18 protein-coding genes and 1 pseudogene are annotated in these 22,309 nt (G+C 43.5%); 17 read left to right on the top strand and 2 right to left on the bottom strand.

The genetic code is table 11. The annotated features are described in order from the left end of the window. The first annotated feature begins 52 nt into the window (after positions 1 to 52). The 3 genes from FJU10_RS17350 to FJU10_RS17340 are packed head-to-tail and all read left to right on the top strand — an operon-like array spanning position 53 to position 5,158. Positions 53 to 1,093: a bifunctional glycosyltransferase family 2/GtrA family protein gene (locus FJU10_RS17350; protein WP_140966529.1), complete on the top strand. Its 1,041-nt coding sequence runs from the start codon at positions 53 to 55 to the stop codon at positions 1,091 to 1,093. Further along, a complete protein-coding gene (locus FJU10_RS17345) occupies positions 1,090 to 3,354 on the top strand; it encodes a glycosyltransferase family 2 protein (protein WP_140966528.1) in 2,265 nt (754 codons plus the stop codon). Before FJU10_RS17350 ends, FJU10_RS17345 begins: the two co-directional genes overlap by 4 nt. Continuing rightward, positions 3,329 to 5,158: a lantibiotic ABC transporter permease gene (locus tag FJU10_RS17340; protein ID WP_140966527.1), complete on the top strand. Its 1,830-nt coding sequence runs from the start codon at positions 3,329 to 3,331 to the stop codon at positions 5,156 to 5,158. The genes FJU10_RS17345 and FJU10_RS17340 overlap by 26 nt, the downstream gene beginning before the upstream one ends. Positions 5,159 to 5,229: 71 nt before the next feature. Here FJU10_RS17340 and FJU10_RS17335 read toward each other — a convergent pair whose 3' ends face one another. Further along, positions 5,230 to 6,198: an AraC family transcriptional regulator gene (locus tag FJU10_RS17335; protein ID WP_005225350.1), complete on the bottom strand. Its 969-nt coding sequence runs from the start codon at positions 6,196 to 6,198 to the stop codon at positions 5,230 to 5,232. A 152-nt stretch (positions 6,199 to 6,350) separates the two neighbouring features. Between FJU10_RS17335 and FJU10_RS17330 the strand changes: the two genes are divergently transcribed. The 3 genes from FJU10_RS17330 to FJU10_RS17325 are packed head-to-tail and all read left to right on the top strand — an operon-like array spanning position 6,351 to position 10,818. Further along, a complete protein-coding gene (locus FJU10_RS17330; RefSeq protein WP_223273125.1) occupies positions 6,351 to 8,570 on the top strand; it encodes a glycosyl hydrolase in 2,220 nt (739 codons plus the stop codon). Further along, positions 8,567 to 9,001 carry a cadherin-like beta sandwich domain-containing protein gene (locus FJU10_RS19525; protein ID WP_223273124.1) on the top strand — a complete coding sequence of 145 codons (435 nt, stop codon included), beginning with the start codon at positions 8,567 to 8,569 and terminating at the stop codon, positions 8,999 to 9,001. Before FJU10_RS17330 ends, FJU10_RS19525 begins: the two co-directional genes overlap by 4 nt. A 2-nt stretch (positions 9,002 to 9,003) precedes the next feature. Beyond that, positions 9,004 to 10,818, top strand: coding sequence for a beta-glucoside-specific PTS transporter subunit IIABC (locus FJU10_RS17325; RefSeq protein ID WP_140966526.1), 1,815 nt, complete (start codon positions 9,004 to 9,006; stop codon positions 10,816 to 10,818). Positions 10,819 to 10,873: 55 nt separating this feature from the next. Here FJU10_RS17325 and FJU10_RS17320 read toward each other — a convergent pair whose 3' ends face one another. Beyond that, on the bottom strand, positions 10,874 to 11,755 hold the full coding sequence (locus FJU10_RS17320; protein WP_140966525.1) for an AraC family transcriptional regulator: 882 nt from the start codon (positions 11,753 to 11,755) through the stop codon (positions 10,874 to 10,876). A gap of 199 nt (positions 11,756 to 11,954) precedes the next feature. Here FJU10_RS17320 and rhaB point away from each other — a divergent pair, with 199 nt between their 5' ends. From rhaB to FJU10_RS17260, 11 genes and pseudogenes are all read left to right on the top strand, one after another. Further along, positions 11,955 to 13,370 (top strand): rhamnulokinase, encoded by a 1,416-nt coding sequence (gene rhaB / locus FJU10_RS17315; protein WP_411268849.1) that lies wholly within the window; start codon positions 11,955 to 11,957, stop codon positions 13,368 to 13,370. Continuing rightward, positions 13,367 to 14,620: an L-rhamnose isomerase gene (rhaA, locus tag FJU10_RS17310; RefSeq protein ID WP_140966523.1), complete on the top strand. Its 1,254-nt coding sequence runs from the start codon at positions 13,367 to 13,369 to the stop codon at positions 14,618 to 14,620. Before rhaB ends, rhaA begins: the two co-directional genes overlap by 4 nt. Before the next feature lie 7 nt (positions 14,621 to 14,627). Beyond that, entirely contained in the window at positions 14,628 to 15,452 is an 825-nt protein-coding gene (gene rhaD, locus FJU10_RS17305; protein WP_005234418.1) for a rhamnulose-1-phosphate aldolase, read from the top strand. An 84-nt stretch (positions 15,453 to 15,536) separates the two neighbouring features. Then, positions 15,537 to 16,688, top strand: a complete 1,152-nt coding sequence (gene fucO, locus FJU10_RS17300) for a lactaldehyde reductase (protein ID WP_077452875.1) — start codon at positions 15,537 to 15,539, stop codon at positions 16,686 to 16,688. A 352-nt stretch (positions 16,689 to 17,040) separates the two neighbouring features. Beyond that, positions 17,041 to 18,519: a BglG family transcription antiterminator gene (locus FJU10_RS17290; protein ID WP_140966522.1), complete on the top strand. Its 1,479-nt coding sequence runs from the start codon at positions 17,041 to 17,043 to the stop codon at positions 18,517 to 18,519. Beyond that, positions 18,512 to 18,949: a PTS sugar transporter subunit IIA gene (locus FJU10_RS17285; RefSeq protein ID WP_140966521.1), complete on the top strand. Its 438-nt coding sequence runs from the start codon at positions 18,512 to 18,514 to the stop codon at positions 18,947 to 18,949. Before FJU10_RS17290 ends, FJU10_RS17285 begins: the two co-directional genes overlap by 8 nt. A 58-nt stretch (positions 18,950 to 19,007) precedes the next feature. Continuing rightward, positions 19,008 to 19,460 carry a PTS sugar transporter subunit IIA gene (locus FJU10_RS17280; RefSeq protein ID WP_074536500.1) on the top strand — a complete coding sequence of 151 codons (453 nt, stop codon included), beginning with the start codon at positions 19,008 to 19,010 and terminating at the stop codon, positions 19,458 to 19,460. Positions 19,461 to 19,485: 25 nt separating this feature from the next. After that, positions 19,486 to 19,806 carry a PTS fructose transporter subunit IIB gene (locus FJU10_RS17275; RefSeq protein WP_008380953.1) on the top strand — a complete coding sequence of 107 codons (321 nt, stop codon included), beginning with the start codon at positions 19,486 to 19,488 and terminating at the stop codon, positions 19,804 to 19,806. A gap of 24 nt (positions 19,807 to 19,830) precedes the next feature. Next, positions 19,831 to 20,931 carry a PTS fructose transporter subunit IIC gene (locus FJU10_RS17270; protein WP_005234436.1) on the top strand — a complete coding sequence of 367 codons (1,101 nt, stop codon included), beginning with the start codon at positions 19,831 to 19,833 and terminating at the stop codon, positions 20,929 to 20,931. Positions 20,932 to 21,001: 70 nt separating this feature from the next. Further along, a complete protein-coding gene (gene alsE / locus FJU10_RS17265) occupies positions 21,002 to 21,694 on the top strand; it encodes a D-allulose 6-phosphate 3-epimerase (RefSeq protein ID WP_086294769.1) in 693 nt (230 codons plus the stop codon). A 165-nt stretch (positions 21,695 to 21,859) separates the two neighbouring features. Next, positions 21,860 to 22,309 (top strand): annotated as a pseudogene (locus FJU10_RS17260) (transketolase); the annotation flags it as partial.

Genomic DNA, 22,309 nt, shown 5'->3' with positions numbered 1-22,309 from the left:
GCTTCTTTTCTTTTTTTGTTTTCAAAAATACTACCTTAAATGAGGAACGCATATGGAAAATAGTTTAATCATGATTCCTTCGCTAGAACCTGACCACAAACTGCTGGCTCTGGTGGAGAAAATTCGTTTGCATAACCAGCACCTGCCGATTTTGGTCGTGGATGATGGCAGTGGATCAGCTTATCAGTCTGTCTTTTCGACGTTGGAACAGCAGTTTGGCTGTCAGGTTTTGACCCATCCAAAGAATCTTGGAAAAGGCGCAGCTATCAAAACCGCCCTCACCGAAGTGCTGACAAATCAACCGGCAGTTGAATTTATGGTGACCATTGATTCGGATGGGCAACATGAGTATACCGATATGATGGCTTGCTTAACCAAGGCACAAGCCCATCCGGACAGCATTATTTTAGGGACTCGATCCTTTGGCAAAGATGTCCCCTTGCGGAGTAAGTTCGGCAACATTTTGACCCGAAATATCTTACGTTTAGCGACTGGTCTTGCCATCGAGGATTCGCAGACGGGCTTAAGGGTTTTCCCTCGGAAATTCATGACAGATTTGTTGGCGATCTCAGGTGAGCGCTTTGAATATGAAACGCGGATGCTGATCGAAGCCCAGAAGCGGGGGTGGCCGATTCTCTCGCAACCGATCGCCACCATCTATATTGAAGAAAATGCCTCTTCCCATTTTCGGGTCTTGGCAGATTCTGTCGCTATCTATAGCGTCTTTTTGAAGTATTTGTTTTCATCTGTGGTCTCCTTTTTTGTCGATGTGATCGCCTATGCGTTATTGATCCATTTCTTGTCTGTCATCGATCTGTCCTCCATCGTGATCGCTTCGCTGGGGGCCCGATTGATTTCGGCGATCGTCAATTATTACATCAATCGTGAGCTTGTTTTTGGTCAACGGACAAAGAACAGTATGTTGCAATATTTTTTATTGGTGATCGTACAGATTTTGCTGTCCTCTTTCCTCGTCTACTTGATCTATTTGATCCTGCCAATCGGGGATTCTGTGTTGTTAAAAATAGGCGTCGATTGCCTGCTCTTTTTCTTTAGTTACCATGTGCAAAAAAATGTCATCTTTAAGGAGTGATTGAGGTGGAACAAAAACGTTTGCCTTGGGCGAAAAAAGTCGTTTACTTTCTGGCGTTTGTCTTTTCGCTGATCTATTTATCATGGCGGGGGCTGTATACATTGCCATGGCACGAGTCTTGGTTTGCCCTGCTGTTTGGTTTGCTGCTTTGGGGCAGTGAGATCGTATCGAACTTTACGGGCTTGCTGTTGATTTGGAACAAAAACAAAGCAAAGCCTTTTGAAAAACCGATCGTGCCAGAAGCCGACTATCCAGCGATCGATGTGTTGGTTGCGACCCATAATGAAGAAGTGCCGCTTTTATTAAAAACGGTCAATGCGGCAGTTCATATGAAATACCCCGATCTCCAAAAAGTTCACATCTACTTGTCGGATGACACCAACCGTCCAGAGGTCAAAGCACTGGCAGATAAATTTGGCATCGGTTATATCGGATTGACCGGCAATCAGCATGCCAAGTCAGGCAATCTCAATCATGCATTGTCAAAAACCAATTCACCGCTAGTGGCGACCTTTGATGCAGATATGATCCCTTACTCAGATTTTTTGCTGGAAACAGTGCCATATTTTGTGGCAAATCAGCAGGAACGCCGCAAAGATCAGACCATCAAACCGTTGGGCTTTGTCCAAACACCGCAAAGCTTTTACAATGCGGATCTTTTTCAGTACAATCTTTTTTCAGAAGCGGCGATCCCTAACGAGCAGGACTTCTTTTCCAGAGAAGTCAATGTTTTGAACAACGCCCATGATACAGCTATTTATACAGGTTCCAATACGGTAATCGCACGAGAAGCGATCGAAGCCGCTGGCGGATTTCCGACAGACACGATCACGGAGGATTTTGAATTAGGCGCCTTGATCAATTGCCAAGGTTATCGCAGTTTATCAACACTGCAGCCCATGGCCAGCGGTCTGTCTCCCATTGATATCCCAAGTGCCTTAAAGCAGCGGATTCGCTGGGGAAGAGGAGTGGTCCAAAGTGTCCACAATCTCCATCTTTTTAAGAACAAGACGTTGTCTTTGGCGCAAAAAATGGTTTTCTTAAACAGTTATTTATATTGGTGGTCGTTTTTACGTCGGTTGCTGTTTATTTTCGCGCCGATTTTGTACACCGTCTTTAATGTAAGGGTCGTAGAGACCAACTTTTGGGTCTTGCTGCTGTTTTGGTTGCCAAGCTATACGTTCTTGCATTTGGCGATGCAGGATTTGAGCAGTGATATTCGAACGCAGCGCTGGGGCGAGATCCAGGAAACGATTTTTGCACCATACCTAGTGATTCCTGTCTTTTTACAAGCCATTGGCATCAAAGAGACCCGTTTCAAAGTGACCAATAAAGCAGCAACTCAGTCTAAAAAAGACTTGTTGTTTGTGGTGCCGCATTTGTTGCTGTTGATTTTGACGATTATCGGCTTAGTGAAGTTTAATTACGGCAAATTCGGCTCAGAGATTTTCTATGGCAGCGTGTTGACCTTCTGGCTGCTGACCCATTTCTTTAACTTAACCTTTGCGGTCTTATTTTATCTCGGTCGCCCGATTTACCGAACGACGGAACGGTTCAGAGCCCATTATCCTGTTGAAGTTTCCGACCAAGACGCCAGCTATTCTTTGATGACAGAAAATATCTCAGAAAACGGCTTGTCCTTCGTTTCTGACGTTCCTCTTTATTTTCCGCCAGATGCGCAGCTGACTTTTAAAATCACCCGTAATGGCTACCAAGCAGAGATGACGGGAAACGTCGTCCGCGTTTTTTCAGGCAAGGATCGCTGGGTCTATGGGGTTGCTTTACACCAATTATCAGAAAAAGACTACTTGGCTTATTTGCAGATCATTTATGATGGCTTCAATCAAAGCCTGCCAGTTCTGCGTGACCCGTGGATGACCTTCTTTGATAGTCTTTTTGAAAATCTCGGTAAGCATCTGCTGCAAGCCAAACAAAAGCCATTGCCGCCTCAGCGAGTGCCCATACTGACCATTGATCAGAAATGGCACTTTGATGAAGGAACCTATGTGGTCACAACATTTGGTTTTGACCAGCTCACGTTGGCAAAAACAGAAGAGGTCGAGATGCCGGCCCATCTAAACTTACCGATCAGTAATCTTGTGCTTCACGCTGAAAAAGCGACACTTCAACCAACAGAAAATCAAGTGATTTATCAAGTAAGCAATCTTTTAGAGCTGCGTTTTACAGCAGCCTTTCAAGAATGGGTAGACAGCTTGCTGAGAAAGGAGGAAGATGATGATCGAGATCCTGCTGCGATTTAGTCTCTTTGGTTTATCATTAGCTGGCTATGCCTATCTTTTTGTACGAGTTTGCCATTTTCCCAAACACATCAGCTGGATCGCTGCTTGCTGTTTGCCGATCCTCGTTCTTTCCTTTGTCGCATATGGTCCCAAAGGATGGTTGATCTGGGGGGCATGGGTTTTATTTGGTCTTGGCTTACTATTATGCGTTTGGCGTTTTTGGCAGGAGCGCCATCAGGTGCGGTGGGGCTTGCAAGAGCCCATCATGCTGTGGTTTTACGGCTATTTTGCTTTGTTCGTTTTGACATTGCTTCACAGTCATTTGACCCACTATGACAACTTCTCCCATTGGGCGACGATCGTTAAATTCCTTTATACGCAGGGACAATTGCCAACGGCAGCCGATGCCATCATTAGTTTTACTTCCTATCCTTTAGGCAGCTCGCTATTTGTTACTTATACAGCAATCATCGTTGGCTATCATGAGAATGTCTTGCTGATTGGTCAATTGATTTTGATTTTCTGTAGTCTGTATAGTTTTTTTGCGATTATTCGTGATCCGAAAAGAAAGCTGGCTTTTGCCCTGATCTTCACCAGCATGGCGGTTTTCAATTATTTTAATATTGCGATTCGAATGAATAATTTGTTAGTAGACTTTATCCTGCCAGTGTTGACTTTAGCTGGCATCGCTGGCTTATTCGCTTTAAAAGGCAAAGTACTACCGTCGATCGGTTTCTTTCTTTTGATTGGGGCCTCTCTTGATTTGGTCAAAAATAGTGCCGTCTTTTTTCTGCTGATTTTAGGCGGCTTTTTACTAGTCTGCTTGTGGCAGGCATCAGTTCGTTGGCGGCAACGGCTGGGCATGATGATTGTAGGATTAGCTGCCATTGGGCTATCTGTCCTGCCAGCGATTCTTTGGAACCTGCATGTCAAAGCGAATTTTCCTAAATCAAAGCATGAAGTCAGCGTGACCGCTTATAAACAGATTTTTGGCGAAAAGGATTCTCAGATACTGCAGCAGATTACGGATGTTTTTGTTAAAACCATCACGGATGTTGCGACGATCTCCACGCAAGGGATTCTCTTGATCCAGGTCATCCTGTTGGGCAGTTGGCTATTTGTCCGATTTATCATGAAAAAACGCAATCCATTTTTCAAAGAACTGCTGTTGATCGATGGTATCATTGGGGGGTATTATTTAGGAATCTATGCCATGTTCTTGTTCTCGATGCCCACTGAGGAAGCATTGTCTTTGGCAGGGTTCGATCGCTATGCCTCAAGTATTGTGATCTTGGCATTAGGTTTGATGACCTTTTTCATGGTCCGAGGCATTGATCATTTGTATCATGAACAAGCGATCGATCGGCGAAACTACCGTAGTTTTGCCAGCTTGACCACGAAAAAAATCTATCAATACAGTACCTTAATTCTGTTATTTTTTGCGACATTGCTGATCCTTTCAGAAAATAATGGCATGCGTTATACCAATCGTGAATATGCTGCTTCGATTCCAGCACAAGTTTCAGCCGTTACTGGCGATCACTTTGACCTGAACCAGAAAAAATATTTGGTGGTCAGTACTAACAAAGAAGCAGTAGATAGCTACTTAGTTGGCTATGTCGGAAAATATTACTTGTTTTCACCTAATGTCGATGGCCGAGAGAATTTCCTCTTATCAGATGCAGATTTTCGCACACTATTAAAGCAATACGATGAAGTCGTCATCTTAGAAGAACACTACACCTTTAATGCCATGACGAAGAAGCTAACAGGCAAGACCTTTGCCCCAGGCGTTTATTCGGTGGCGGAGGTGTTTGGGCAATAGGGAATGACGAATAGAAAGAAGCCGAGAAGGAACATTTCTCGGCTTCTTTTTTTGCAAGTAGCGAAATAGGATCATTTTTTCTTTTTCGGTGTATGCCCATAATAAATTTTGTATTTCTTATAGAAAAAAGTGATATTGGTGAAACCTGCTTCAGCCGCGCATTGGGTGATTGGTTTGGTGGAAGAAGCAATTAAGTTGTGGGCGAGATTCAATTTTTTTTCGATAATCAATTCGGTCAAATTTTTACTAGTTTCTCGTTTGATCAATGCACTTAGATAGGAAGGGGAATAGTTAAAAAGGGTGGCGAGTTTTGGCAAAGTAACCGTTTGGAAGTTTTCTTCGATATAGGTCAAGATCGCTAGAATGTGCTGTTTTTTTGCCGCTTCTTGCTTGTTGGTCTGATAGTCGAACTCACGCACGAGAAAAGTGAAAAGAATGGCTATTAGATTGCTGATGATTCGTTTACTACCAATGGCTTTTTCATAAGTTTCTTTCAGCATTTCTTGAATCACAGCATGGATCCGATCATCTTTATTGTTCTTAAAGACAATATATTGGTCATGCGCGTGCTTGTCTGACAATGCAGTCAGAACAAAATCAAGCACGACCCCTTCATTAAACTGTTCCCGACTAATCAATTGAGCGAAATAATCCCGCTTGATCAAAAGATTGATCAAAACATCTTCTTCACCGGTCATTTCAATCGAATGGGGAATTCCGGTATCAATCAGACAAATTTGTCCTTTTGTCAGCGTAACTTTCTGATCATCGATCAATTGGGTGCATGTTCCTGAGTAGATATAATTTAATTCGATAAAACTGTGGTTATGATAAGGAACTGGACTGAAGCGGCTTTGCTTTACCAGAGTAAAGTTTTCTTGTTCTTCCATCAGATTATCGAATAAGTAAACTTGTCGGCCATTGATCGTCACTTTTTCCAGCTGTTGATAATAGTCAGAAAGGTGGTTTGGATGGTCTCTGTGATAGCATTCTCGTTCAGATAGCTGAAAAAGTTTTGCTTCCATTTCTTCGGTTGTCATTACGATCTCCTCCTTTCATAAATCTAAAAATATGATAATTATCTGCAAAGCGTATGACATTGTTTCAAGCTAAAGAATTGCTTATGATACATTTGTAAGCGTATTTATTATGATTTTAAATGAAGTTGAATGAGAAAGAAAGAGGAATTTGTATGAAAAAGATAACGAATTTATTGAACGAAAAATATGATAATCATATTTTTCCGTTTTTATGGATGCATGGAGAAGATAAGGAAACGATTCAAACTTACATCAGTAAAATTTATGAAGCAGGCATCCGATCTGTCTGTATCGAATCACGCCCCCATGAAGAATTTTTGAAAGCACAATGGTGGGATGAGTTGGCGATCATCATTGAAGAGTGTGAAAAAAGACAGATGACACTTTGGATTTTGGATGATAAACACTTTCCAACAGGCTATGCCGCAGGGGAAATTGAAAAGAATCATCGTCACTTGCAGAAAGAATTTTTGAATTTCCGACAATTTGATTTTGTAGGCCCCAAAAAGAATGCTGGAATTATGTTGGATTGGTGTTTTAATGCAGAAAGACCGAATATTTTGAATTCAGAAAGGGAAACGGTTAAGGAGAGTGGCAAGTCATTTTTTTCAGCTGAAATCATCAGCGCCGTTGCGGTCAAGAAAACTGGATTTAAGCAGATCAGTGAGGAGAACTGGATCGACCTTACAGACTCAATTATTGATGAGACATTGTATTGGTCTATTCCTGAAGGAGAGTGGAGTATCTTTGTCTTTTACACGACACAAGAAGGAGGGGAAGCTTCGACACAAGGGTACTTGAATCCTTTGGTACCAGAAGCAACAGATATTTTGCTGGAAACGGTTTATCAAAGTCATTATCAACACTTTGGAGAGAAATTTGGCACAACGATCCAAGGATTTTTCTCAGATGAACCGCGGTTTGGGAATATCAAGGGTCCTGATGCAGTCCTTGGAAAAGTAGATATGCCATTGCCGTGGCGGCATGATTTGTTGACTTTGTTAGCAAACCAGCTAGCCATATCTGAAACTGAGCTGCGAGGGCTGTTGCCGGCTCTCTATCGTGGTGAATCAAAACATACGGCTAAGATTCGTTACAATTATATGTCGTTGGTTTCTGAGCTATATAGTCAACACTTTTCTCAGCGGATCGGACGTTGGTGTCGTGAACATAAAGTCGACTATATCGGACATGTGATTGAGGATAACAATGCCCATGCACGTTTAGGCTATGGGGCAGGTCACTTCTTTCAATCGATGAAAGGACAATCGATGGCAGGGATCGATGTCGTTTTGCATCAATTGATGCCGCAACAAAATGACGGATACTTTGAAGCCATGACATCTACTGGCTGGGATGGCGAATTTTTCCATTACGCATTAGGGAAAATGGGGGCGTCTTTAGGAAACTTAGACCCTGTGAAACAAGGTCGAACGATGTGCGAAGTATTCGGCGCATATGGTTGGTCAGAAGGAACCAAACTGATGAAATGGCTAACCGATCACATGCTGGTGCGAGGGGTCAATCATTTTGTCCCTCATGCCTTTTCAATGAATGACTTTCCTGATGCCGATTGTCCGCCGCATTTTTATGCGCAAGGCCATAATCCACAATTTGAGGGCTTCAAACAGCTGATGGTGTATATGAATCGTTTGAGTTATCTATTTAGTGACGGGAAACATCAAGCGGACATTGCTGTGCTGTACCATGCTGAAGCGGAGTGGGCAGGCGCTTATATGCCGATTCAAAAAGTTGCTCGTGAACTGATGGAACATCAATACGAATTTGAAATCGTTTCGGTTGAGATGATGCTTGATGCGCAATATACGAATCAAACATTTGTCATTAATGAGCATGCCTTTCAAACACTAGTCATTCCATATGCTGAGCGAATGTCTGATTCATTGACCAAAAAGCTGACAGCTCTCGCAGAATCTGGTATTCAAATTATTTTTATTGAGGAGATGGTGAAAGAATCCCTTGAAGAGACTTTGCTTAGCCATGAGCTGCGGCTTCTCGATCGTCTGACAGAAGTAACGCCGCTCACAGCACTTACTGATAATGCTGGCTTGAAGGTACGGGATCGTTTAGAAACGTCAAAAGCTCTGCCGTATTTGCGGTACTATCATTATCAGCAGCAGACAGATGAGGTATTCATGCTTTTCAACGAAAATGACAGTGAATCGCTGCAGTTTCAGGCTGTTTTTCCTGCTGAGAAGCCTTTAGTTCAATATGATCCAGTAGAAAATAAACTGAAACCTGTGTCATATAAAAATGGCAGCTATGAGATTCATTTAGCACCAGCAGAGAGTCTGATTCTTTTGAAGCTACCTCGGAACAACCATTGCGTATTGAAACAAGCAAACCTATGAAAGAAGTTCATCTAAACGATCAGCCATGGCAAGTCACTTTCGAAGGAATCGGGAAAGAGCAAGCAGCGGTTACCTGTCAAAAACAATATTCGTCACTGCCTTTACTGGGGGTCGGTGATGACTTCAGTCGGTTTAGCGGGAAAATCACTTATACCGTGGACTTCCCTAAAGCAGCAGGAGAGGTTTTATTAAGTATTGAAGATGCTTCAGAAGTTGTGACTGTTTCAGTGAACGGTCATTGTGTAGGCACAAGAATCAGTACACCGTATACATTTGAGTTGACGGACCTGCTTCGAAAAACGAATAATTCCATCCAGATTGAAGTGATCAATAATTTAGGTCGCAGTATGAGGGATTATCTTTCACAGTTTGTCCTGTTCGAGCCTTTGGGGATCACTGGCGAAATCAAACTTTTTATTGAGGAGGAGTAAAAATGAACAACCAGCAGTTGGCAACAGAGGTTTTAAAGGAAATTGGTGGAAAAGCCAATATCGAATCGGTGACCCATTGCGTCACACGTCTGCGCTTTGTATTGCATGATACCGGTATTCCAAATAAGGAGACGATTGCTAGTCTTGACGGAGTGATCTCAGTCGTTGAACAGGGCGGACAGTACCAGATCGTCTTAGGAAATCGTGTGAACGATGTCTATGAAGCGGTCCTGCAACAAGTTGGCGAACTAAAAGAGGACAATACTCGTGAAAAAACAAAAAAGTCTCTTTTTGATCAATTTACCACCACGATTTCAGGGATTTTCACGCCAGCTTTAGGCGCTATGGCTGCGTCAGGAACGATCAAAGGAATCTTGACGATTTTATCAGTAGCAGGTATTTTGTCAGAAACTTCGGGAACCTATATCGTTTTGTATGCATTGTCTAATGCTTTCTTTTACTTCATGCCAATCTTATTAGGTGCTTCGGCGGCAAATTATTTTAAATTAAACAGTTATGTCGGAATGTTGATTGGGGCATCATTGATCTATCCTACTTTGCTGCCGTATGCGACAGAAGGTAGTTTGACCTTTTTGGCGATTCCCGTGAATATGATGGACTATACTTCTTCCGTTTTTCCGGCAATCATTGCTGTCTGGGTGGCATCCAAAATCAATGGCTTCGTTCAGAATTGGCCATTGAAGGATTTGCGATTCATGGTACAGCCTCTTATCGTGTTGCTAGTTTCTGTCCCTCTTGCCTTGCTGGTCGTTGGTCCAATTATATCCAACTTATCCAGTCTAATGGCAGCGCTTGTTAATAATGTTTATCACTTTAGTCCGGTATTGGGTGGGCTGGTGATTGGGGGTCCATGGATCTTGATGGTCATGTTCGGATTGCATTGGGCATTCATTCCGATTTTTCTTAACAACATGGCGATGCAAGGGTTCGATCCTGTGATGGGTCTGCTCTTAGCGAACCAAATGGCAATGGCTGGTGCTGTCGTAGCGGTTGGTCTACGTACGAAAAATGATAAAACGAAAGCACTCGCATACTCAACAGGTCTGACAACCCTGATTGGTGTCAGCGAACCAGCATTGTACGGAGTATTGCTTCCTTATAAACGTCCGTTGATCGCTGCTGTCATCGGTGGAAGTTTAGGTGGGGTTATTGCAGGCTTTACGCAGACAGTGCAGTATTCTTTTGGTGGTTCAGGATTATTAGGTATTCCTTTGATCATCAATCCAGCAGGAATCGATGGTGGATTTTATGGTGGGATCGCTTCGCAGGCAGTAGGGCTTGTTGCGGCTTTTCTAATCACTTATTTATGGGGAATTGTAGAACCTGAAAAAAGGGAAGCAGTCAATTCAAAAGAGTCCGTGGATACCAAAATTAATTTTCAAGAAGTCGTTCAGGGAGAAGTCGTTCCCTTAACAGAGGTTCCTGATAAAGTTTTTTCAGAAGGCTTGATGGGGCAAGGTAAAGCTGTCAAACCGCAATCAAATACCTTTTATGCCCCTTTTGATGGCATGGTCACTGCTTTATTTCCGACAAAGCATGCGATCGGCTTGACTAGTGATCAAGGCGTTGAACTTTTGATCCATATTGGTGTTGACACCGTAGAACTAGAAGGAAAACACTTTACGACCCTTGTTGAAGCAAATCAAGCAATCAAAAAGGGCCAGCCGCTGATAAAAGCCGATCTCGCAGCTATCCAAGCTGAGGGATATGCGACCATTACGCCAGTTGTGGTAACGAATGCGTCAGCATTCGAGAAGATCATGAATGAAAAAGAGTCTCTTATTGTTGCCAACTAAAACGTTAGATTCAATGCAAAAAAACATGAAATCAGTGAATGATTTCATGTTTTTTTTACCGCCCATTCTCCGTCTGTCGATAATCACTAGGTGAAATGCCGACTTTTTTCTTGAATAAACGGCTGAAATAGGCGGTGTTTTCAATGCCGATCGCCAATGAGATCTCTTTGATGGATAGCCGAGAATAGCGCAAAAGGTCTTTCGAGTAAGAGATGCGTTTGCTGATCTGGTACTCGATGGGGGGCAAGCCCATGTATTTGGAAAACTCCTTGACGATTTGATACTTATTGATATGATACTTTTCCTCCAAAGATTCCAAGGTGATCCCTTGACGGAAATCTTCTTCTAGCTGGTCACGAATCTGCAAAATATAAAGCGGGATCTCACTATCCGAAAAGTCGAGATGATATTTTTGCAGGAGCAGTTCATTGAGCAGCTGATGGATCAAAACAGAGCTTTGGAAGGCAGTTTTCGCATTTGGTTCTGGCTGTAGCATCAATAAATCTTGTAAGACCAAGTGGATCGGATTTTGACGACTGCTGGCAGGATTGGTGTGAAAAACTGGACTGCCATTCTTTAGAAATTCATCATAAAACGCTGCGACGTTGGCGCCATATAGATGGATCCAGTCCATTTCCCAGGACTCTTGACTAACGGTGCGGTAGTACTGATAGTCTAGGCAGTCGATAAAAAACACATCACCTGCTTTTAATTGATAGCTTTTACCTTTGTAGCGCAATTCACCGCAGCCGGACAATGTATATTTGATCAAATAAGAAGGCAGGTTCTCTCGTTCTGTAAAGTAAGGTTTGCTGGCTTTGAAATAGCCGATTTCTTGAATGTAATAGAAAAGTTCACGCTGCTTTTGGGTTGAAGTATTGATGTAACGCAGTGAATCGGTTGACCATGAGTGGTTGGCTTTTTCCCAGTAGTCCATCGGATCCTCCTTTTTACCAAGATTGTGCAAGTCTTTATCAAAATTGTGTGATGAAACTCGTTGATTGTCAAGCTAAAATTGAGGCAACAAGAATAAATCAGTGAATTGTAATCGATTTATTTTTAAACAAGATAATGAAAGGTGGAGACCAGTGAACACATTTATCGCAATCGATATCGGCGCATCAAGCGGTCGTCTGATGCTGAGCCGTTGGGAAAATGAGCAGATCACTTTAGAAGAGATCCATCGCTTTAAAAACGGCTTTCGTCCCCATGACGGCTTTGACCGTTGGGCGATCGATTATTTGATCCAAGAGATTTTAGTAGGACTGCAAAAAGTGAAACAAGCAGGTATCAATGACTGCTTCGTCGGAATCGACACCTGGGCAGTGGATTACTGTTTGATCGATCAAGCAGGCGAGCGTTTAGGCGACCCAGTCGCTTATCGAGATAGTCGCACCAATGATGCGATCGCAACTTTTGGTCAGCGCTATTCTTTGCAAAAACTGTATGAGAAAACAGGCATTCAGCTGCAGCCCTTCAACACGATTTTTCAATTAGCCACAGAAGAAGCGCAACTGCTGCAAAAAGCCGACAAACTGCTATTGATTCCAGACTACTTGGGCTACGTTTTTACTGGCAAGATGGTCACGGAAAAAACCAATGCCTCGACGATGCAGCTTCTAAATGCCAACACCCAAACATGGGATGCAGAATTGTTAGCTGAGGTCGGCGTAACAGAAGGCCTATTCCCACCTTTGGTTGATGCTGGGACGGTTTTAGGCGCACTGCAAACACAGAAGTTTCCAGCCTATGATTTGCCACAAGCGACCTTTGTCACTGTCGCTAGTCATGATACGGCGTCGGCGATCATCGGTACACCTGGAGAGGGTTCAGATTGGGGCTACATCAGCAGCGGGACTTGGTCATTGCTGGGGATCGAAACCAAAGTACCCAATGTTTCCCTTGCCGCCTTTGATGAAAATTATACGAACGAATGGGGTGCCCACAACACGATTCGCTTTTTAAAAAATATTATGGGCATGTGGCTGATCCAAGAAGTGGCTCGGCAGCAAGACTATCAGTATTCCTATGCAGAATTGGCGGAATTGGCGCAAGCAACGCCTGCTTTTCAACAGTTTGTCGATGTCAATGATCCTCGTTTTTTGAATCCAGAAAACATGATTACTGAACTGCAAGCGTATTGTCGAGAAACCCAGCAGAAAGTTCCAGAAACCGCAAGGGAACTGGCTCGCTGTGTGTATGATAACTTAGCGCTTTGTTATGCCAGTGAATTACAAAAGCTGGAACAGCTGACAGTTACGACAAACAAGCTGCAAAAACTGCATATCGTGGGGGGCGGTTCCAATAATCGCTTTTTAAATCAACTGACGGCTGATACTGCGCAGCTGACGATCGAAGCTGGCCCAAGTGAAGCAACGGCGATCGGTAATCTTTTAATGCAGATGATGAGTGCTGGCATCTTCACGTCGCTGGCTGAAGCACGCCGCGCGGTCAAACACTCATTTCCTTGCAGTGTTCATGAACCACAGCCTTTTGATCACAAGATTTTAAGCAACTATCAACGTTTTATAAAAGGAGTAGGAAAAAAATGACAACGATTCAACAGCGTTATGAAGAAGCTAAGACAGCATATGCCAAATTAGGCGTCGACACGGATGCGGTTTTGAAAAAATTAGCCGATGTGAAAATCTCGATGCATGTTTGGCAAGGGGACGATGTCCAAGGATTTTTGAGTGATGAAGCATTATCTGGTGGGATCTCTGTAACGGGGAATTATCCTGGTGCTGCCCATACCCCAGAGGAGTTGCGCCAAGATTTAGAAAAAGCCTACTCTTTGATTCCTGGAAAACACAAATTGAACCTTCACGCCATCTATTTAGACACCGAGGAAACAGTGGATCTAAATGAATTGGAGCCGAAGCATTTTGAAAAATGGGTTGCTTGGGCGAAGGAACAAGGCTTAGGTTTAGACTTCAATCCAACCTTTTTCTCACATCCCATGTTCAAAGATGGCTTTACCCTTGCTTCACCAGATGAAGAAGTTCGTCAGTTCTGGATCGAACACGGCAAACGTTCGCGTCAAATCGCTGCCTATATGGGGAAAGAAACTGGGCAAGTCTGTGTCAATAATTTCTGGGTGCCAGATGGCTACAAAGACAACCCGATCGATCGTTTTACACCACGGGAACGCTTGATGACAGCATTAGATGAGATTTTTGCTGAAGAATTGCCAGCGGAATACACGGTAGATGCCGTGGAAAGCAAGTTGTTTGGTCTTGGTGCCGAAGCCTACACCGTAGGTTCTCATGAATTTTATATGGGCTATGGCTTGACGCGCGATAAATTGATTTGTTTGGATGCTGGACATTTCCATCCAACCGAAGTGATCTCCAATAAATTGTCTTCATTGGCACTATTCAGCAAAGGCATTTTGCTGCATGTCAGCCGACCTGTACGCTGGGATAGTGATCATGTCGTGATCATGGACGATGAATTGCAAGAGATTGGCCGCGAATTGGTTCGCAATGACTTATTGCCAAAAACCAACATTGGGTTAGATTTCTTTGATGCGACGATCAATCGGGTCGCTGCGTGGGTGATCGGGACGCGCAATACTCAAAAAGCGTTGCTAAAAGCGATGCTAGAACCGATCGAAGAACTAAAAGCAATCGAATTGTCAGGTGATTTCACCACTCGTTTAGCCATGACGGAAGAATTAAAAGACTATCCGTATGCAGATGTTTGGAATTACTTCTGTGAAAGCCAAGGGGTACCAGCAGGTCTGGATTGGCTATCAGAAGTGAAAGCCTATGAAGAAACCGTCTTAAAAGCCAGAAAGTAGGAGAACAATGAAAAAGATTGATATTTTACAAGCGAATTTTGTACAAGAAATGATGGAAACAACAGCAAATCTTTACCGTTTAGGGTGGGATGAGCGCAACGGCGGCAATATTTCTTACTTATTAACAGAAGAAGAGATTTTGCCTTTCATCGATCCGCAAAGCGTCTTGCGGGAAATTCCCATGATTTTTGATGCCACGGCACTAGCTGGCAAGTACTTTATCGTGACAGGTTCAGGAAAATACTTTAAAAATGTAGCGGCACATCCAGCGGAAAACCTTGGTGTGATCCGAGTCAAAGAAGATGGGCAAACATTGGAATTGCTTTGGGGCTTGGAAAATGGTGCGGTGCCAACGAGTGAACTGCCAAGTCATTTCATGAGTCATATCGCTCGCTTGTCGGTCGATCCAGAAAACCGAATCATCATGCATAACCACGCATCGCATCTTTTAGCCATGAGTTTTACCCATGAGTTGGATGAACGCAGTTTCACGCGGACCTTGTGGCAAATGTGTACGGAGTGCTTGGTGGTCTTCCCAGAAGGTGTTTCCATCATTCCTTGGATGGTTCCAGGAACGAACGAGATCGGCGAAGCAACGGCTGCTAAAATGAAAGAAACCCGTTTGGTTCTTTGGCCGCAACATGGGATCTATGGCGCTGGCAAAGATATGGACGAAGTCTTTGGCTTGATTGAAACGGCAGAGAAAGCTGCGGAAGTGTACACCTATGTCAAAGCGCAAGGCCCAATTTTACAAACCATTACAGATGAAAATCTGAAAAAATTGGCTGACGCTTTCAAAGTCACTCCCCGAGCAGGCTATCTTGAGGTATAATCAATGGTAGAAGAATAGAAAAGGCTTTCAGTCTTTTCTATTTAAACTATATTGTGAATAAACAAACAAATGGAGGTAGGAAGAATGGCGAATAGAATGATTTTGAATGAAACATCGTATTTTGGAAAAGGAGCGATCGAGAACGTACCGACCGAATTCAAGGCACGAGGGTTCAAAAAAGCGGCAGTGATCACCGACAAAGATTTGGTGAAATTTGAAGTTGCGACCAAAGTGACGAAATTATTGGATGAAGCAGGTGTCGATTATGCGTTATATGATGGGATCGTGCCGAACCCAACGATCCAAAATGTCAAAGACGGCTTAGCGTTTGTCAAAGAAGCCCAAGCCGATTGCATCATCGCGATTGGCGGTGGTTCACCGATCGACACGGCAAAAGCGATCGCGATCATTGCTACGAATCCTGAATTCTCAGATGTGATTAGTTTGGAAGGCGTGGCAGACACGAAACATCCATGCTTGCCGATTTTAGCGGTACCGACAACTTCTGGAACTGCAGCCGAAGTAACGATCAACTATGTGATTACAGATGAAGAAAATCATCGGAAATTTGTTTGTGTAGATCCTCACGATATTCCTCTAGTAGCCTTTGTGGACAGCGATATGATGATGGGGATGCCGAAGAGCTTGGCAGCCGCAACGGGAATGGATGCCATGACCCACGCCATCGAAGGCTTCATCACTAAAGGCGCTTGGGAAATGACTGATATGCTGCACATCAAAGCAATCGAGATCATCGGCCGCTCATTGAGAGATTCCGTGAAGGGCGATCAAGCAGGACGAGAAGCAATGGCGCTAGGACAATACATTGCTGGTATGGGCTTTTCAAACGTCGGCTTGGGCTTAGTCCACGGCATGGCACATCCATTGTCCGCTTGGTATAACATTCCTCACGGAGTAGCGTGCGCGTCCTTGCTGCCAACCATCATGAAATACAACAAAGACTTTACGGGTGAAAAATACCGTGAGATCGCGATCGTTTTAGGCATTGAAGGGGCAGAAGCGATGTCACTTGAAGACGTCCGCGATGCTGCTTGCCAAGCAATCGATCAGTTAAGCAAAGATGTGGGCATTCCGGCGACCATTTCTGAATTGGGCGTCAAAGAAGAAGATATCCCAGCCATCGCCAAAGATGCCTTGAACGATGTCTGCACACCAGGCAACCCGCGGGATACGACTTTAGAAGAAATTATTGAGCTTTATCGTTCGTTGATGTAAAAAGCTCAAATCATTCCTTTCAATGAGAGTGATTATTTCGCTTACTGCACAAGCCGTTTAAACCTGGATTGTTCTTTAACGGGGGGTGAAGGGTTTCGATAAACGGCGTTTTCCTTCTCGTTTTATTGGAACTAGCAGCTTTTCTTTTCTTATTCCAACAGTTGAATAAGGAATATTGATGATAACACAGATTTTGTTACAGCCATTTTGAAAAATGGCTGTTTTTTTTGTCCTTAACGTTGTATTGTAATTCTTATTATCGATCGTCTTTGTCCCTTGAAGGGGACAAAGAATGATAGAACGCTTACATTTCCTAGTGCTATGATAAGTGTGTAGAAAGGAGAACGGTTACATGACTGTTATGGAACAACGAAAGAGAAAAATCATCCATATTCTTTCCAATACGAGAGAATTTGTCACAGCCGATGAACTATCCGCAGCGCTTCGACTTTCTACAAAGTCGATTTATCGCATCGTAAAAGCGATCAATGAGGATGCCGCGATTGACTATGTGATTCTCTCAGAAAAAGGGAAAGGTTACCGCTTAAGTTTCCATCATCAAGAAAAGCCCCAGAGTCAGAAAGCGGAAATGCCGAATGCGCTGACACCAGTGGAACGCCGTAACAAGGTGATGGAGGAGCTATTGCTTATTTCACCCAAAAGAAAGAATATTTTTTCCTTGTATCAGCCTTTTTATGTGAGTGAAACGGTCATCAACAGTGATGAGAAATTAATTTCTGAAGCTTTGCAGCGTTTTGAGCTGACGGTTTCCCGCAAAAATAAAATGATCGGGGTGAACGGTGCAGAAAAAAATATCCGTCGTGCATTGCAGGAGTATATCCAACAAACCCGCAATATCCGCTTGGATGATCTGCATGTGACGAATGAGGCGTTCAACCGTTATGATGCGGAGTTTGTTTTGCGACAGCTGAATTTGATTGAAAATCACCTAGGATTAGTAATACCACATCCTTATAACATTAATCTTTTTTCTCACCTGTATATCTTATTGCGACGGTTTCGCAAAGTAGGGAATTCGTTTAACGAGGATATTTTAGATGAGAAAGAGAAACAGCAAATGCAAGAAAACCCAGAGTTAGCCACCATCGCCAAGGAGATCATTGGCAATAGCGAAGAGTACTTGCATACGAAATTACCAGAAAACGAAGGCTATTATATGTATCAATACCTCGTCTCCTCACGGATGCAAAAGGCCACGGATGAATTAGAGGATCTGTCAGAACAAGTAAAACTGATTTCCAATGCATTTATAGAAAAAATGAGCACTCAGCTGCAGCGCTCATTTGAAGACGAGGAGTTATTCGGTAAATTGGCTCGCCATATCAAACCAATGATCAATCGGTTGCGACATGGCATCGAAGTCAAAAACAATCTTTTGGAGCAAATCAAATTAGAATACACAGATTTGTTTTTTGCTACCGAAGAGACTGCAAGAGAAATCTGCCAAGTGTACGATTTGCCAGCGCTCACAGAAGATGAAATCGGCTTTGTCACCCTTTACTTTGCTCAAGCGATCGAAGAACATCCTCAACAACTCAAGGTTATGATCGTCTGTACTACGGGAATCGGGACCTCCGAATTATTAAAAGTAAAAGTGCATAAGAAATTTCGTGAGTTGGCAATCACCGCTGTCCTACCTTCTCGTGATGTGGAAGCGGCTTTAAAGCAACACCCGGATACGGAGATGATCATCTCAACCGTTCAATTAACGATCGATAGTCCGATTCCGGTCGTGATCGTGAGCGCCATGCTGACGATGGAAGACCAAAAACGCCTTGAAGCGATGATTGGGAGGGTGAGAAATGACTAAATTCCCTTTGTCCCTTACGTTAGTTTCAACAGAAGCAGGAGAGACGAAAGTCGATGTTTTAAGGAAGATTGCAGCTGTTAGTCAAACAATCGGGCTGACGGAGAGCAAAACCCTGCTATTTGAAGCACTGCAAGCCCGAGAAGCGAGCGGCAATACGATGATTGCTGAAGATTTTGCGCTACCACACATTGAAAGTGATGTGGTGAAAAAAAGCGGAATCGTCCTAGTCAGAGGTGAAAAAGTCCTTTGGCAGGGAACGCTGCAAGCAAAAACAATTTTTGCGATCCTGATGAAGACTGACGAAACAACCGCGGTGAAACAGGCAGTCATCCGTTTAATGAAATGTTTCGCCTATGAAGAAAATCTGCAATTCATTGCAGAAAAATCAAAAGAAGAAATCGAAGCCTTCCTTCTCAACCAACGCGGCTGACGGGAATGAATGATCAATTCAGTAAGGCAAGAGGTACTCAACTAGAGGAGGAAAACGAATGGATATTTCAACAGTGATTGATCCAAAAATAATCAAAACCAACATGGAGGCAGCTTCTAAAGAAGAAGCCCTGCAGCAATTGAGTCAGCTTTTATATACCAATGAGTACTTGACGGATCAGGCAGCATTTTTAAAAGATGTCTATGAGCGGGAAGCAGTTGGTCAAACAGGGATTGGTAATTACATTGCTATTCCCCATGGAAAAAGTGCTCATGTGAAGGAGATCGGCGTAGCAATCGGGGTTTTAAAAGAAGAGATCCCTTGGGAAACGTTGGATGGCAAGGGAGTGAAAGGAATTATCTTATTTGCCGTCGGTGATGACACGGAAGGAGCGCAAAAGCATTTGAAATTGCTCTCTTTGTTCGCTCGGAAATTAGGAAATGACGAGGTGACGGCTGCCTTGTTGAAAGCAAAAGAGCCGCAGCAAGTGATTGAAGCATTTCAAGGATAACAGAAAATTTAAGGAGGAATTATTTATGAAAATCGTCGGCGTATGTGCATGTACAGTAGGGATCGCTCACACTTATATTGCTCAAGAAAAGTTAGAAAATGCGGCTAAAAAGGCAGGTTACGAGATCCATGTGGAAACACAAGGAACGATCGGTCGTGAAAATGAATTGTCACCTGAAGCGATTGCGGCTGCAGATGTCGTGATTTTAGCAGTTGACGTCAAAGTAGCAGGACGTGAACGATTTGAAGGGAAACGGATCATTCAAGTGCCGACCGAAGTTGCCATCAAGTCCCCAAGCAAATTGTTGGAAAAAGCCAAAGAGGTCGTCCAACAGCAGGCGGTCTAAGCAAACCGAAGGAGGAAGGAAACTATGGAAAAAATCAAAGCATTGAATTTAAAAGGACATTTGTTGACAGCCATCTCCTATTTGATTCCAATCGTCTGCGGTGCCGGATTCTTGATTGCCATTGGCATGGCTTTCGGCGGCACCAGCCAGGGACAACTAGTGCCAGGTGAATTTACGATTTGGGATGCTTTAGCTACGATGGGAGGCGCGGGACTCGGGTTGCTTCCAGTGGTCATTGCGACAGGAATTTCTTATGCGATTGCCGAAAAACCGGGGATCGCGCCAGGGTTTATTATTGGTTTGACAGCCAATGCCATTGGTGCAGGTTTTATTGGGGGAATTTTGGGCGGCTACTTAGCTGGATATCTAGTAATTGCTATTTTACGATTTATTAAAGTACCAAATTGGGCGAAAGGCTTGATGCCGACATTGATCATTCCCTTTTTGACCTCTTTGATCGGTGGTCTGATCATGGTCTATATTATCGGTACACCGATCACTGCCTTTACGAACTTACTGACGAACGCACTAAATAGCTTAGGCTCCTCTTCATTATTGGTTTTTGGTGCCGTCATCGGCTTGTTGAGCGGCGTTGATTATGGTGGACCAATCAATAAAACGGTCTTTGCTTTTGTTCTGACGATGCAAGCAGAAGGGATCAATGGACCGATCACTGCACTGCAATTAGTCAATACTGCAACACCGATCGGCTTTGGTTTAGCATTCTTTATTGCAAAACTGTTCGGCAAAAACATCTATACGCCTGTAGAAGTGGAAACTTTAAAATCTGCCGTACCAATGGGTGTGATCAATATCGTTGAAGGGGTGATCCCAATAGTTATGAACGATATCGTCCGAGGGCTGATCGCAACAGCTATTGGCGGCGCTGCTGGCGGGGCTGTTTCAATGGTCTTAGGAGCAGATGCAACTGTACCGTTTGGTGGTGTGCTGATGCTGCCGACCATGACTCGTCCGTGGGCTGGGGCAGTAGCTTTGCTGGTAAATATAGTAGTGACTGGGATCACCTTGGCTTTGATCAAGAAAAATGTCACTGAAGAACAAGTAGCTGCGCAAGCAGAAGTGGAAGAAGAAGAAATCGATTTAGATGATATTCAAATTTTCTAAAAAAGCGATTCAATTGGAAGAAGAGTCGTTCCTCTCAGTAGAAGACTGATTGAGGAGAAAGGATAAGTCTATGAACAAAGTTGAATTTTCACCGTCATTGATGACGATGGATCTAGATAAATTTAAAGAACAAATCACTTTTTTGAATGACCAAGTTGACTCCTATCATATTGATATTATGGATGGTCATTACGTACCCAATATTTCCCTATCCCCATGGTTTATTCAAGAGGTCCGCAAAATCAGTACGTTGCCTCTGTCCGCTCATTTGATGGTCACTGAACCTGCTTTTTGGGTGCAGCAGCTGATCGATATCAACTGTGAATGGATCTGTATGCACGCTGAGGTTTTGGATGGATTAGCATTTCGTCTGATCGATCAAATCCATGATGCTGGATTAAAAGCCGGGATCGTTTTAAATCCTGAAACGCCAGTATCGGTCATTTTGCCTTATATCGATCTTTTGGATAAAGTCACGATCATGACAGTTGATCCAGGGTTTGCTGGCCAACGCTTTATTGAAGGGGCATTAGATAAAATTGTTGAACTGCGGGAATTACGGGAAGAATACGACTATCACTATGTCATTGAAATGGACGGTTCCTCCAATCGGAAATCCTTCAAACGGATCGATGAAGCCAATCCAGACATCTATATTGTCGGACGCAGTGGATTGTTTGGTTTAGATGACGACATTGCCAAAGCATGGTCGATCATGGTCGCAGATTATCAAGAAATGACTGGAAAAGTTTTGAGCAGCTGAGCAAAGCCGAAAGCAAAAGAACCGGACGACCAAAGTTAGGACTGTTAAAAAGAGGAGCATTCGTTACCTATTAGCCAGTAAACTTTGGACGTCCGGTTCTTTTTTATTGTGAAAAGGCAGTGAATAGAAACATGCTGGCTGAAGAAAGTGAAGGAGGCAATTTAATTGAAAAAACTATTTGATAAAATCGATCAATTAGGAGTGAACACCCTTCGTACATTAAGTATCGAAGCTGTACAAAAAGCCAATTCAGGACATCCGGGATTACCGATGGGGGCAGCACCCATGGCCTATGCCTTGTGGACGAAACACTTGAAAGTCAATCCAACAACTTCTCGCAACTGGGTGGATCGTGACCGCTTTGTTTTGTCTGCTGGACATGGTTCGGCACTATTGTACAGCTTGTTGCACGTGTCTGGTTACGATGTGACCATTGAGGATCTAAAAAACTTCCGTCAATGGGATAGCCGCACGCCAGGACATCCAGAAGTCGATCACACAGACGGCGTGGAAGCAACCACTGGACCTTTAGGACAAGGGATCGCTATGGCAGTCGGTATGGCGATGGCCGAAGCCCACTTGGCTGCAACCTACAATCGCGACAAGTATCAAGTC

Origin of the sequence: Enterococcus sp. OL5 (genome assembly GCF_006491895.1) — a bacterium.
Taxonomy (GTDB): Bacteria; Bacillota; Bacilli; order Lactobacillales; family Enterococcaceae; genus Enterococcus_D; species Enterococcus_D innesii.
The sequence above is the reverse complement of the archived record's forward strand: the minus strand, read 5'-3'. Positions and strand labels throughout refer to the sequence as shown.

What these genes read in the sequence shown, in the direction of transcription:
- FJU10_RS17335 (WP_005225350.1), bottom strand. Translation starts at nt 6,198, where the DNA reads ATGACAACCGAAGAAATGGAAGCAAAACTTTTTCAGCTATCTGAACGA.
- fucO (WP_077452875.1), top strand. Translation starts at nt 15,537, where the DNA reads ATGGCGAATAGAATGATTTTGAATGAAACATCGTATTTTGGAAAAGGA.
- FJU10_RS17330 (WP_223273125.1), top strand. Translation starts at nt 6,351, where the DNA reads ATGAAAAAGATAACGAATTTATTGAACGAAAAATATGATAATCATATT.
- FJU10_RS17285 (WP_140966521.1), top strand. Translation starts at nt 18,512, where the DNA reads ATGACTAAATTCCCTTTGTCCCTTACGTTAGTTTCAACAGAAGCAGGA.
- FJU10_RS17280 (WP_074536500.1), top strand. Translation starts at nt 19,008, where the DNA reads ATGGATATTTCAACAGTGATTGATCCAAAAATAATCAAAACCAACATG.
- rhaA (WP_140966523.1), top strand. Translation starts at nt 13,367, where the DNA reads ATGACAACGATTCAACAGCGTTATGAAGAAGCTAAGACAGCATATGCC.
- FJU10_RS19525 (WP_223273124.1), top strand. Translation starts at nt 8,567, where the DNA reads ATGAAAGAAGTTCATCTAAACGATCAGCCATGGCAAGTCACTTTCGAA.
- FJU10_RS17320 (WP_140966525.1), bottom strand. Translation starts at nt 11,755, where the DNA reads ATGGACTACTGGGAAAAAGCCAACCACTCATGGTCAACCGATTCACTG.
- rhaD (WP_005234418.1), top strand. Translation starts at nt 14,628, where the DNA reads ATGAAAAAGATTGATATTTTACAAGCGAATTTTGTACAAGAAATGATG.
- FJU10_RS17325 (WP_140966526.1), top strand. Translation starts at nt 9,004, where the DNA reads ATGAACAACCAGCAGTTGGCAACAGAGGTTTTAAAGGAAATTGGTGGA.
- alsE (WP_086294769.1), top strand. Translation starts at nt 21,002, where the DNA reads ATGAACAAAGTTGAATTTTCACCGTCATTGATGACGATGGATCTAGAT.
- FJU10_RS17275 (WP_008380953.1), top strand. Translation starts at nt 19,486, where the DNA reads ATGAAAATCGTCGGCGTATGTGCATGTACAGTAGGGATCGCTCACACT.
- FJU10_RS17270 (WP_005234436.1), top strand. Translation starts at nt 19,831, where the DNA reads ATGGAAAAAATCAAAGCATTGAATTTAAAAGGACATTTGTTGACAGCC.
- FJU10_RS17340 (WP_140966527.1), top strand. Translation starts at nt 3,329, where the DNA reads ATGATCGAGATCCTGCTGCGATTTAGTCTCTTTGGTTTATCATTAGCT.
- FJU10_RS17290 (WP_140966522.1), top strand. Translation starts at nt 17,041, where the DNA reads ATGACTGTTATGGAACAACGAAAGAGAAAAATCATCCATATTCTTTCC.
- rhaB (WP_411268849.1), top strand. Translation starts at nt 11,955, where the DNA reads ATGCTGAGCCGTTGGGAAAATGAGCAGATCACTTTAGAAGAGATCCAT.
- FJU10_RS17350 (WP_140966529.1), top strand. Translation starts at nt 53, where the DNA reads ATGGAAAATAGTTTAATCATGATTCCTTCGCTAGAACCTGACCACAAA.